Consider the following 12,747-nt stretch of genomic DNA (forward strand, 5'->3'; position numbering starts at 1 on the left):
TATTAATTAGAGTTTATGGGTAGTAAAATCTCGTTTGTCGGCTTTCATATATGAAATGTGATAATATATTCTATGCCAAATTAGTGATAATTCATAGAATGGTATTTTCCAAATAGCGAGGTCACCGTAAAATGGTTTTATAGCTTTGGAGGCTATGATACTTCTAGCAAAGAAAAGGATTACTATAGATAAAATACTACAAGCTGTAAGTAGCCATTTTTGAGAATTTACACTATAGACTATAATGCCTAAGCTTGTTAATATACTCAAGTGTGGTATAATCTCGTTAACAAGCATTTTATAATGGATTTTTTTACTTCGTTTCAAATCTTTGCGGGCTGCTAGATAGTATAGATGTCTGTTGTTCCATTCCTTATCACTTGGTTCTTGTTCTTCAAGCCAACTATCTCTATCTGTTATTATTTTAGTCTTAGAATCTTCAGAAAATTTATTAACGAGGAAATAGTATTCACCTCTTATTTGGTCTAGGTTACCTAGAAAGCCTCCTTTTTGTAAAAACTCACTTTTTCTGAACATGAGATTTTGCATATTCGTAATATAGGCTTGTCCTCTATTTGCTTGATTTAGAATGTAATGAGCAGTATTAATATGCTCAAATCGTCTATATTCATTAGTACCTTCTTCTAATGTCGTATATCCAAGAACAATATTGGTTTGATTGTTGCATTTCGATGCCATAGTTGCCAACCAATTCTCATTTAATGGTTTGCAGCTAGGGTCAGTTAAAAGTATCCATTCATGTTTAGCAGCTTTTACTCCTAAGGTAATTTGTAGTTTTTTCCTACTCATATAGCGCGAGGATTGCGGAATATATGTAGTATAGAGATGGCTGTTATTTGAGTATTTCTTTAGAACATCTTCTGTATCGCCATGTCCTTCTTCTGTGATGACTATTATTTGATAGTCGATTGGGTATTTTTGGTTTAAAAATAAGGCTAAATTTTGATCAAGTTCTTTAGCGTTATCATGTTCTGGTATAAGAATCGATATTGGTGGTAGCTGATCTGCTACATATTCATTATCTACAACAGAAATGCGATGTAATAGTGGATTTATTAGCGATGCCATGATCGCTAATAAAATCACTATTATACAGAGTGCGATTGTTATTTCATCAATTATTAACATATTTGCAAAGGTAATAATTATTTTGTTTTTGCAAATATGTTTCTGATAAATTTTACAGTTCTTCGGTGATATATCCTTGTGGCATTTTTCTGCAATTATATTGGCTGGCCATGATTTCTCCGTATGCTCCTGCAGAACGAATTGCGATGAGGTCACCTCTTTGACATTTATTTAAGTCTATTGACTTCGCAAATACGTCGCTTGATTCACAAATAGGGCCTACTACATCATATGCTTCAGTTGGTGCATTGCTGGAAATGTTTTCTATTTTATGATATGCTTGATATAAAGCAGGTCTAATAAGATCTGTCATACCAGCATCAACAATAGCAAATTTTTTAGCACTACCTTGTTTGACATATAATGTTTTTGTAATTAATGTTCCCATTTGTCCAACTACGGCTCTTCCTAATTCGAAATGTACCTGTTGGCCGTTTCTTAGTCTCAAAAATTTTGAGTATGTTTCAAAATAAGATTTAAAATCAGGAATAGGAGACAGATTTGGATGTTCGTAGTCGATACCTAGGCCACCACCGACATTTATATGTTCAACTTTGATATTGTTTCGCTCAAGAGTGTCTTGAAGTTCGTTTATGCGGTTGCAGAGCGCTTCAAAATCACCCATATCAAGTATTTGGGAGCCTATATGAAAGTGAAGACCAACAAACTTTACATTTTTCATGTTTTTGGCTTCCTCTATAACAGTTAGCATATCGCACATAGCGATACCGAACTTGTTTTCTGCTAATCCTGTAGTAATGTTAGCATGTGTATGGGCGCCAACATTTGGGTTTATACGAAATGCAACATGAGCAATTTTTCCTTTTTCTTGCGCAATTTGGTTGATTACTTCTAGTTCAGGAATACTTTCCACATTAAAGCAGAAAATATCTTTGTCGATAGCGAGTTCTATCTCCCAATCGCTTTTGCCGACACCGGCAAAAACGATTTTATTTGCAGGAAATCCTACTTCTAACGCTCTTTCTATCTCACCTCCGCTGACACAGTCTACACCGAGACCAGCTTGGCAGATGATATTTAGTACTTTTGGATTAGCATTTGCCTTTATGGCATAATGAACCATAAAATGTTCATGTTTGTCAGTCTCAGATTTAATCGCTTTTAGTGTATCTCTGAGAATGTTTGTGTCGTAATAGTAGAAGGGAGTTCGTATATTTTTGAACTTTTCTACCTGGAATTTTCCTTTCATTATTCTCCTTTTGAAAAATATTATCACTTATTGAATAGCACCTTACTAAGGTTCTGAAGTGCTTGCTTCTTATCAGCTTCTCTAATTAAGAATGATATGTTATAGTTTGAACCACCATATGAAATCATTCTAACTGGAATATTCTTCATGGCATCGGTTGCTATTGTTTCGAAACCAAGGTTACTCCAGTCTAGGTCACCTACAACGCATACGATACACATGTTACTATCCACTGTAACAGTACCATATTTTTTTAATTCGTCAACAATTTCGTTAAGGTGTGAATCATTGTCAATACTCATACTAACTCCAACCTCAGAAGTTGTAATCATATCAATAGGAGTTTGATAACTCTCAAAGATTTCGAATACCTTTCTTAAGAAACCTGTTGCCAAAAGCATTCGACTACTTTTAATCTTAATTGCTGTAATATTATCTTTGGCAGCAACTGCTTTAATTTTTCCGCGAACAATAACGTTGTCAATGATAGTACCATCAGCTTTAGGGTCCATGGTATACTTTAAGCGCACTGGAATTCCTGCATATTTAGCAGGTTGAACGCATGTAGGATGCAGAATTTTAGCTCCAAAATAAGCAAGCTCTGCTGCTTCTTCAAAATTAAGTTGTCTAACAGCTTCTGTTTTTTCTACAATACGAGGGTCGTTATTGTGCATACCATCGATATCTGTCCAGATTTGTATTTCTTCAGCAGGAAGAGCAGCTCCAATAAGTGATGCGGTATAGTCTGAACCTCCACGCTGGAGATTGTCAACTTCGCCATAAGCATTTCTGCAGATAAATCCCTGTGTTATATAAATTTGGTAACCAGTATTGGCTTCCATAACGTCATGAAGCTTCTCTTTGATGTACTGAGTGTCAGGTTCTGCATTTTTGTCAGTACGCATGAAGTCAAGTGCATTGAGGAGCACAGCCTTAACACCAATTTCATTTAAATAGTTTACAACCATATTGGTGCTCATGATTTCTCCTTGTGCTACGATACTTTTCTCTTCGAATGAAGTAAAAAGATCTTTAGTGAAGGAACGAAGATAATCAAATTCGCCAGCAAGAAACTCACGTGTAGCCTTTTTAGTCTCTTCTTTAGAATACAGTTCCTCTACATGCTGCATGTATTTTGCTTCAAGTTTATTGATAACTTCATTGGCACCTTCAGGATTCTTTTTATATAGATAATCGCTAATTTCTACCAAAGAGTTAGTTGTTCCACTCATAGCTGAGAGAACAACGAATGTTGGTTCACCTGATTCTGTGACTAATGAGGCTACTCCCTTCATGCGCTCAGGAGAGCCAACAGAAGTACCTCCAAATTTCATTACCTTCATAATCGTATCTTTTAAGTTTAAATTCTTATTCTTTTAACTTTCCTCACCTGTCTCTGCATCTTCTGTTAAGTCAAGGTGATTGTATTCATTTGTGACATCTTTTATTAATCCGTCTTTACAGCGATAAACAATTCCTGGAAATTTATCGAGCAGTGGTATGTTGTGGGTTGTTATAATCACTGCTGTTCCCATGTTTGTTATATCCTTAAGAAGTTGGATAATTTTATATGCTGTTTCTGAATCTAGATTACCAGTAGGCTCATCTGCAATTATCATTTTAGGATGGTTAAGCAAAGCTCGTGCAATTGCGATGCGTTGTTGTTCGCCACCAGATAATTCATGTGGCAGTCTGTCAATTTTATCAGTCATTCCGACTTCTTCTAGTACGTCTTGGATACGTTTTTCGATATCTTTTTTGTCCTTCCAACCTGTAGCTTTTAGTACGAATTGTAAATTCTCGCGTACAGTTAATCTATGCAGTAGTTTGAAATCTTGGAAAATGATTCCAATTTCTCGGCGAAGTGCAGGAATCTCTTTTCTTTTTAACGCAATGAGGTTACGACCTAGAACTTCTGCTTTTTCTGTTTCGTCTTTTATTAGATCCAGCTCGCTATAAAATGTCTTTAATAACGAACTTTTTCCAGAGCCCACTTTACCGATAATGTATATGAATTCTCCCTCATCTACATGGAAGTTGACGTCTTTTAGAATTAAATTGTCTTCTTGGTAAATATTTACCTTCTCGTAATCTATTAACATAATGCGTAATTTTTTTTATCGTTTGTATGTTCCTAGAAACTTAGCCAATCTTCGGTCTTTATCCCAATCTGGTTGGTGACGTTTAAGTAATTCTGCTGCTACATCTTCGATTCTTAGTCCTTTAGCTTCTAACAAGACAATTAGATGATAAAGAATATCTGAAGCTTCATAGACCAGTTTTTCATCTGTTCCTGATACCGCCTCAATAACAGTTTCTAGTGATTCTTCGCCAACTTTTTGTGCTATTCGTTTTACTCCTTTGTTGAAAAGGGCTGTAGTATAGCTTCCTTCAGGCATTTCCTGATGACGCTTCGTGATAAAATCTTGAAGTTCTGATAAGAAGAGGATAGGATTATATTTGTTTTCTTCACCCCAGCATGTATCAGTTCCTTTATGGCAAGTTGGACCATTTGGTATAACTTCTACAAGTAAAGTGTCATTATCGCAATCAACTTTTATGCTAATTAAATTCAAGAAGTTACCTGAAGTTTCACCTTTAGTCCAAAGACAATTTCGAGAGCGACTCCAAAATGTAACTTTTTTTGTTTCTATTGTTTTGTTATAAGATTCCTCATTCATAAAACCAAGCATGAGAACATTCTTAGTTTTATAGTCTTGTATTATTGCTGGAACAAGTCCATTCATTTTTTTAAAATCAATTTCCATATATCTGTTAGATATTTAAATTCTTACATTAATACCTTCTTTTCTAAGGTATCTTTTTAAATCAGGAATAGTAATTTCGCCAAAGTGAAATACGCTAGCGGCTAATGCTGCGTCTGCCTTTCCTAATTCGAAGACATCTTTAAAATGCTCCATATTTCCTGCACCACCGCTTGCTATAACAGGTATACTAACTTCATCAGCTAATTGTGCAAGTGCTTCATTTGCAAATCCTTGTTTTACTCCATCATGATTCATGCTAGTAAATAGGATTTCTCCGGCTCCTCTATCAGCAACTTCTTTAGCCCACTCAAAAAGTGGTAATTCTGTACGTTCTCTACCTCCTTTAACGTAGCAATACCAGCCGTCTTCATCTAGTCTCGCATCAATGGCGCATACACAGACCTGTGATCCATAGTGATGCGCAATCTCATCGATGAGGTTAGGATTTCTGATAGCAGCGCTATTAATGCTTATTTTATCGGCACCAGCATTAAGTAAGCGATCTACATCGGTAATTTCATTGATACCGCCACCTACTGTAAATGGAATATTAATCTCAGCAGCAACGCGAGTTACCATATCTGTAAATGTCTTTCTTTCTTCAAAACTTGCAGTAATATCCAGAAAGACAAGCTCGTCTGCTCCTGCATCGCTATATGCTTTTCCCAATTCTACTGGGTCGCCAGCGCTGCGAAGATTAATAAAATTAGTACCTTTGACGGTTTCTCCATTTTTAACATCGAGGCATGGAACTATTCTTTTTGCTAATCCTTTATTGATCATGGAGTCGTATTATTTTTTCAATCCTAATTTTTGAATATCTATTTTCCCTTCGTAATAGGCTTTGCCAAAGACAACAGCAGGAATTCCAGCTTTTTCCAGTTCGGTGATATCTTGGTTACTAGAAACTCCTCCACTTGCTATTAAATGAAGGTCTGGATATTCTTGCATGATGCGTTTGTATAATTCTATCGCAGGACCTTGCAGAGTTCCATCTTTACTTATTTCTGTGCATAATACATTTTTAACCCCTTTATCTATGTATTTTTTTAAGAAGGGTAGAAGGTCTTCACTAGAGTCTTCTTTCCATCCGTTTATCGATATTTTGCCATTTCTGACATCTGCACCAAGAATAAGTTTATCTGCTCCATATTTATTTATCCATTCTATAAATAAGTCTGGTTGGGTAACAGCAATAGAGCCTATTGTTACCATGGATGCTCCATGTTCAAAAGCTTGTTCGATATCGTCTTTAGTTTTTATTCCACCACCAAAATCGATTTTTAAGTTAGTCGATTTTGATATAGCTTCTAAGACTTCTTTGTTGACGATATGTTTTGATTTTGCTCCATCAAGATCCACAACATGAAGTCTCTTAAATCCGAGTGATTCAAATTCTAAAGCGACATCGATAGGATTTGTATTATATACTTTCTTTTGAGTATAGTCACCTTTGGTCAGCCTTACACATTGTCCGCCGATAATATCAATGGCAGGAATAAGTTCAATCTTATTTGTCATGTTTTATCTTTGATTAATGATATCTATAAAATTGCGTAATATCTGTTCACCTACTTTCCCACTTTTTTCTGGGTGGAACTGACAAGTATAGAAATTGTCTTTGTGAAGGCAAGCACTATAATTTTCGATATAATTTGCTTCAGCTATTGTATCTTTACATATAGGTACGTAATAGCTATGTACGAAGTAAACGTATGGGCGATTACCTAAATTTTTTAATAAACGATTATCTTCATTTTGAGATAAAATTAATTCATTCCATCCCATGGCTGGTACTTTGTCTTCATGCTTTTGGGGTATAAATTTCTTGACAGGAACGTCAAATATTCCGATACAATCAACGTTACCCTCTTCAGAGTATTTACAAAGCAATTGTTGTCCCACACATATTCCCAAGACGGGTTGTTTCAGGTTACGTATAACTTCATCAAGTTTATGGGCTTTTAGATATTCCATAGCTTCATGTGCATTACCTTGTCCTGGAAAAATAACACCATCTGCTTTTGATAATTCCTCTACATCATCTGTCAAAATTGGATCAATTCCAAGTCTTTTTATTGCATTTACAACAGAGTAAATATTACCTGCATTATATTTTACTATAGCTAAATTCATTAACTGAAGATAATTGTTTTATTATGATAGGTGAGTATTTTATGTTCTATTTGTTTTGTTACAGCACGGCTAAGAACTATTTTTTCAATATCCTTTCCTTTGAGTACTAAACTTTCTGGAGTATCTTTATGTGTAATTCTAGTTACATCTTGTTCTATAATAGGACCAGCATCTAGTTCTGCTGTTACATAATGGCTTGTGGCACCTATAATTTTTACGCCTCGCTCCCAAGCTCGGTGATAAGGTTTTGCACCAATGAAAGCAGGTAAGAATGAGTGATGAATGTTGATGATATGATTTGGATATGTTTTTATCATGTCATCACTAATTATTTGCATGTATCTAGCTAAAACGATAAAAGAAATCTTTTCCTTTTTTAAAAGTTCCATTTCTGCTTTCTCGACTTCAGCTTTGTTACTATGATCTTTTTTTATTGACCAAACATAATATGGTATTTTAAACTGATCGGCAATATATCTGAGGTCTTCATGATTACTAATGATACATGGTATATCCACATTCCATTCACCAGCTTTGTATCGAGCTAATAAATCATATAAGCAGTGACTTAGTTTGCTGACAAAGATAGCCATTCTAGGTTTTTCATCATTAAAATATAATTGAAATTCCATTTTGTATCTTTGAGCATACAAAGTATTAATAAAATCTTGAATTTTCTCTCGAGGTATTAGAAAATTCTCCAGTTCCCATTCGATACGCATAAAGAACATTGCGTCTTCTCGATCTACATATTGATCGAGATAAACGATGTTGCCCTTGTTATCTGTGATAAATTTTGTAACATCTGAGATGATGCCCTGTTTGTCTGGGCAGTGGAGCAATAGTATTGCCGTTGGTTTCATTCTTTATTGCTATATTATTATCCGAAAATTCACTTTGTAATTAATTTCTGGTGATTTTAAACCATCATATATTGCAAAGGTACAACTTTTCTTTCAAATGAAAGCAATATAGATATATTTTCTTACTTTTCGGTGTAGAAAAGGTGAAAATTATAGTATTTGTGCTAGTTTAGCTTACAGTCTTTAAGAGGGGGAGCTCATTTATTCATCAGAATGTTCAGCAGAGTGAAGAATGATAGAAGTAGCACCTATAGTAAAGAGAGTGTTATCATAAATAACTCTCTTTTCTTTGTCTCCTAAGATTTCATTATCTACAAAAGTTCCAGTATAGCTTGGACCATCCTGTAAAATATATTTAAGTTTTCCTTTTTTATCTTTTGTTACATTGATAGTACAATGTGTCATGTCTACACTTGGATCAACGGTTTCTATAGGACAATTAATTTTACTCCCTTTCATATAGCGTCCTATTTTGTTAATTCCAAATTGTAGTGGAATTATTTGTTTGTAATGAAACACATTTTCGATGACGACTATAGAGCCATATCCAGTTTCATTTTCCTTAGCTTCCTCTTCAATATTTTCCTCTTTACGAGTATTTTTGAGTTTGGATACACCTAATCTTATTCCAAATTCTTTTCCACATTGTGGACATTGGAATACTAATGATTGACCAGATTCATATTTGGTCTCATCAAAAAAGGTATATTGGTCGCATCTAGGACAACGAACTCGTTTCATTATATCTGTTTATTAATTTTTATTACCCAACCACCAGCAAATTCTTCTTCATTATTGAGTGTATTCAAAGCTTTAAGAGCTTCTTTCTCATTTCGATAATGTCCTAATACAACTTTAGTAGCTCCTTGGTTTGTTAATACTCTTGCAGAAACATAGCCTTGTTTGCGTAAAATGTTTACATAGGCTTCTGCATTTTGTGTTGTAGTGTGACTAGCTACTACAATGCTGTATTCTGATGTAGGAACAGATGTCTTTGAATTATTATTCAGAGAAGAAAGTTCTAAATTAACCTTCTTACTATTTGCTGTTTTGTTTGTATTTAGCTTTAATGGGATATTTGAAGAAATATCCTTAGGTAAAATATGATATAGAATACCTGTATCAATACTGCTTTGATTAACTTTTGAACTTTGATAGTTTCCTAAAGGTGTAGCAAAGAAGAGAGATGCAATAAGTACAATACAAGCAGCTGCTAAGTTTCTTAATACACTTACGCGAATGCTTATAGTTCTTTCTTTTGTTTTGTCTTCTTGCTCTTCGTTCAATATACTATTTAATGTTCTTGATGTAGTATTGTTAGAAGGTATAGCGTCTTTAGATATCATTACTTCTTTATAGTTAGTGATATCTTGTGTCGTTTCTACTTCTTGAAGCATTGGAAAATCAAAATTTGATAATCCATATAAGCTTGGTGTCAATGTACCAGCTTCACAAGGTTCGAAATTATATTTACCATCTTCTGTTAAGGTAAGAGTACCTATATCGGTAAGGGTAAAGTTACCTTCTATTTCTAATCTTTGTTTTAGTTCGTTTACTTCATCTTCTATCCTAATTAATGCTTCAGGATAGCTAATGTCATAAGCTTCAACGTATGATTGGGCAAGCAATGAATCATTCATTTTTAATTGCGGATTAAAACCAATCGTACGAAGAGGTGGCAAGAATATTTGATTCTTGTCATCATATTTAGCTTCAACATGATGAGCCATAAAACCTCCAAAGTCTGGGATTATAACACAATCGTTGTTGAGCAAAAGGATTTCTATATGTCTATTCAAATTTATCACGATTGCAAAATTAATATTTTTTCTTGTAAAAAGCGAGTAATTAACGTAAAAAAACATATGACTCAATAATTATGTATATTTGTTTTGTTATTCTTTTAAAAAAAACTATCTTTGTTTTCGCTTTTAAATATTTGTGTAAGTGTAACTTTCGAACGAAATAGGCTTTATGGCTTAATTTCATTTGTAATTTGCATGTGAGTTTCGTTTGATCGTATTTTTAATACGGAAAGTACAGTAATCAAAACTGATAATGAAAAGAAAATTAATTCTGTTATTTTGCCTTGTCTTAGGCTTATATAGTTGCAGGCAGAATCCTGTAAAGAATGAGGTCCAAGAAGACACTAACGCTAAAAAAATGCTTCAAGGTGTTTGGATTAGTGAAGATGATGAAGAAATTGCATTCCGTGTTAAGGGCGATACCATTTATTATCCCGATTCTACAAGTCGACCTTGCTATTTTGTAATTCGACGTGATACTTTGATTATGCATGGTACTCATGATGTTAAGTATTATATAGTAAAGCAGGCTCCTCATTTATTTCAATTTAAAAATCAAACGGGCGATTTAGTTAAGTTGGTAAAAAGTACCGATCCTAATGATGTTAAAGCTTTTAATGTGGATCAGCCTGTTGCAATAAATCAATTCAATCAGGGTCAACTTATTAAGCGGGATACAGTGGTTCATATTCATGGGCAGCAATATCATAGTTATGTGCAGGTGAATCCTACTTCATACAAGGTCTATAAGTCGTATGTAAATGACGATGGTGTTGAGGTTGACAATATTTATTATGACAATATTATTCATATCAGTCTTTTTCATGGTGCGTCTTGTGTTTTTTCTCGCGATTTTCATAAGATGGATTTTAGGGGTAGAGTTAGAGAAGATGTATTATCTCAAAGCATATTGAGTGATATCCTGTTTATGGAAATTAGTTCAGATGGAGCGCATTATACAGCACAATTGTGCATACCTGATAGTCCAAGTGTATATGAAGTGCAACTCATTATAGGTTTTGATGGAAAGTTAACAATGAGAAGTTCTCGATAGTATTATTCTTTTGATATAAAAAAAGCATGGTTGAAACTACCATGCTTTTTTTTATATCATTAAGAGCAGCAGAATAAAACTATTATCTGCGCAAAGAAAATCCTTAGGAACATACTTAATGGATATACTGTAGAATATCCAATAGCAGGAGCTTCTCCTGGACAAATAGAGCTTGCATAAGCTAATGCTGGTGGGTCAGTATATGTACCAGCAATCATACCCATGATAGTATAGTAATTAAAGTTATATTTCTTTCTAGCAATTGTTCCTATAATGAAGATCGGAATGATAGTTATCAAGAATCCTGTAAGTACATACCACAAACCGTCACCTTTTACTACGGTGTCCCAGAAGCCTGCACCGGCTTTTACTCCAACTGATGCAAGGAATAACACTAATCCGATCTCTCTTAGCATCATGTTCGCTGATGTCGTCGTGTAAGTGACAAGTCCCATGCGGTATCCATATCTTCCGATGAGTATGGCGATGATGAGAGGTCCACCTGCTAAACCTAATTTTAGAGGAACAGGCATGCCTGGTATCGCAATTGGTAAACTTCCAAAGAGAATACCAACTATAATACCTATGAAGATTGTAGCAATATTAGGAGCATTCAGCTTCTTTTGTGAATTTCCCATCAGTTCTGCTACACGATTAACATTTTCTTCAGGGCCAACAACCATGATTTTATCTCCAACGTGGAAGTGATGGTTTCGGCTTGCAAACAAGTCAATTCCCTGACGAGTAATACGTGTTACGTTAACTCCATAGAGGCTTGAAAAATGCATTTTTCCAAGGCTCTTACCATTCATAGAACTGTTTGTAACAATGATTCTCTTAGAAATCATAGGTTGCTGCTGGTCATCCTCTTTGAAGTCAGTATCAATTTCCGGACCGATAAAAGCTTGAATGGCTTCTGCGTCTGATTCTGCACAAACGAGCAGGATTTCATCATCTTTTTCAAAGATAGTGTCACGACTAGGAACTTCTAACTTGCCTTCATGAAGTATACGAGTAACCACAATATCGCGATTAAGGAAATCTGAAATTTGTTTTAGATTTCTACCTACGATATAATCATTTGTAACTTTGAGGTGTAATGAGTGAGGTTTTGCGTGTGGATTTTCAGCTTCCTTTTGATTAAGTTCAGCATTTTCCTCGTCAAAATTTACATTACAAATAGCTTTGACAAGTAGAGTAGCACCAATAATACCTAAAACACCTAGTGGGTATGCACATGCGTATCCATTCGCAATAAGAGGCAATTGGCCAGTTCTTATTGAATGTAAAGCTTCACTTGCAGCACCTAGGCCTGGAGTATTGGTAACTGCACCATACATTGTACCAACCATCATAGGTAAGTTGTCAACGTTGCTTGTATCAAAGAAAATAAAGTAGCAAGCAAACATTACGGCAACATTAAGAATGATAGAAGAAGTTGCTAACATGTTGAGTTTGATACCACCTCTTCCGAAACTTTCAAAGAAGCCTGGGCCTACTTGAAGACCAATCATAAAAACGAAGAGGATTAAACCAAAATCCTGCAAAAAGTTAAGTACTGGGGTAGGAGCGGTAAAACCGATATGCCCTGCTAAAATACCTGCAAACAGTACGAAAGTAACGCCTAAAGAAATGCCTTTTACTTTAATCTTGCCAAGGTATACACCTGCCGCAATTACAATGGAATAAAGTAAGACGATGTGCGCTACACTGTCTTGTGTTCTAAATAGATCTAATAACCAATCCATGATAATAATTTATT

Annotated in this window: 13 protein-coding genes; 1 reads left to right on the top strand and 12 read right to left on the bottom strand. The window is 34.8% G+C overall.

Annotation, left to right across the window (positions count from 1 at the left end; translation table 11 throughout):
• Window positions 1-6 precede the first annotated feature (6 nt).
• The 11 genes from L6471_RS07135 to L6471_RS07185 form a co-directional block, all read right to left on the bottom strand.
• Window positions 7-1,149, bottom strand: coding sequence for a glycosyltransferase (locus L6471_RS07135; RefSeq protein WP_074548401.1), 1,143 nt, complete (start codon window positions 1,147-1,149; stop codon window positions 7-9).
• A gap of 52 nt (window positions 1,150-1,201) precedes the next feature.
• Entirely contained in the window at window positions 1,202-2,359 is a 1,158-nt protein-coding gene (gene lysA / locus L6471_RS07140) for a diaminopimelate decarboxylase (RefSeq protein ID WP_237797622.1), read from the bottom strand.
• 23 nt (window positions 2,360-2,382) lie between these two features.
• Window positions 2,383-3,702, bottom strand: a complete 1,320-nt coding sequence (locus L6471_RS07145; protein WP_006282985.1) for an aspartate kinase — start codon at window positions 3,700-3,702, stop codon at window positions 2,383-2,385.
• 33 nt (window positions 3,703-3,735) lie between these two features.
• Window positions 3,736-4,461, bottom strand: coding sequence for a cell division ATP-binding protein FtsE (locus L6471_RS07150; RefSeq protein WP_006282984.1), 726 nt, complete (start codon window positions 4,459-4,461; stop codon window positions 3,736-3,738).
• A gap of 15 nt (window positions 4,462-4,476) precedes the next feature.
• Window positions 4,477-5,127, bottom strand: coding sequence for a bifunctional phosphoribosyl-AMP cyclohydrolase/phosphoribosyl-ATP diphosphatase HisIE (gene hisIE, locus L6471_RS07155; RefSeq protein WP_237797623.1), 651 nt, complete (start codon window positions 5,125-5,127; stop codon window positions 4,477-4,479).
• Between the two features lie 15 nt (window positions 5,128-5,142).
• The gene (hisF, locus tag L6471_RS07160) at window positions 5,143-5,910 is read right to left on the bottom strand and encodes an imidazole glycerol phosphate synthase subunit HisF (RefSeq protein WP_006282982.1); all 768 of its coding nucleotides are present in this window, start codon (window positions 5,908-5,910) and stop codon (window positions 5,143-5,145) included.
• A 9-nt stretch (window positions 5,911-5,919) separates the two neighbouring features.
• Window positions 5,920-6,648, bottom strand: a complete 729-nt coding sequence (hisA, locus tag L6471_RS07165; RefSeq protein WP_006282981.1) for a 1-(5-phosphoribosyl)-5-[(5-phosphoribosylamino)methylideneamino]imidazole-4-carboxamide isomerase — start codon at window positions 6,646-6,648, stop codon at window positions 5,920-5,922.
• Window positions 6,649-6,651: 3 nt separating this feature from the next.
• Window positions 6,652-7,263 carry an imidazole glycerol phosphate synthase subunit HisH gene (gene hisH, locus L6471_RS07170; protein ID WP_006282980.1) on the bottom strand — a complete coding sequence of 204 codons (612 nt, stop codon included), beginning with the start codon at window positions 7,261-7,263 and terminating at the stop codon, window positions 6,652-6,654.
• Window positions 7,263-8,126 carry a formyltetrahydrofolate deformylase gene (gene purU / locus L6471_RS07175; RefSeq protein WP_006282979.1) on the bottom strand — a complete coding sequence of 288 codons (864 nt, stop codon included), beginning with the start codon at window positions 8,124-8,126 and terminating at the stop codon, window positions 7,263-7,265. Before purU ends, hisH begins: the two co-directional genes overlap by 1 nt.
• Before the next feature lie 201 nt (window positions 8,127-8,327).
• Window positions 8,328-8,867 (bottom strand): FHA domain-containing protein, encoded by a 540-nt coding sequence (locus L6471_RS07180; protein WP_006282978.1) that lies wholly within the window; start codon window positions 8,865-8,867, stop codon window positions 8,328-8,330.
• The gene (locus L6471_RS07185; protein WP_237797624.1) at window positions 8,867-9,934 is read right to left on the bottom strand and encodes an HU domain-containing protein; all 1,068 of its coding nucleotides are present in this window, start codon (window positions 9,932-9,934) and stop codon (window positions 8,867-8,869) included. Before L6471_RS07185 ends, L6471_RS07180 begins: the two co-directional genes overlap by 1 nt.
• A gap of 250 nt (window positions 9,935-10,184) precedes the next feature.
• Between L6471_RS07185 and L6471_RS07190 the strand changes: the two genes are divergently transcribed.
• Entirely contained in the window at window positions 10,185-10,985 is an 801-nt protein-coding gene (locus L6471_RS07190; protein WP_006282976.1) for a DUF4738 domain-containing protein, read from the top strand.
• 59 nt (window positions 10,986-11,044) lie between these two features.
• Here L6471_RS07190 and L6471_RS07195 read toward each other — a convergent pair whose 3' ends face one another.
• Window positions 11,045-12,733 carry a putative transporter gene (locus L6471_RS07195; protein ID WP_027453403.1) on the bottom strand — a complete coding sequence of 563 codons (1,689 nt, stop codon included), beginning with the start codon at window positions 12,731-12,733 and terminating at the stop codon, window positions 11,045-11,047.
• Window positions 12,734-12,747 lie beyond the last annotated feature (14 nt).

Origin of the sequence: Segatella bryantii, from assembly GCF_022024215.1 — a bacterium.
In the GTDB taxonomy this organism is placed as follows: Bacteria; Bacteroidota; Bacteroidia; order Bacteroidales; family Bacteroidaceae; genus Prevotella; species Prevotella bryantii.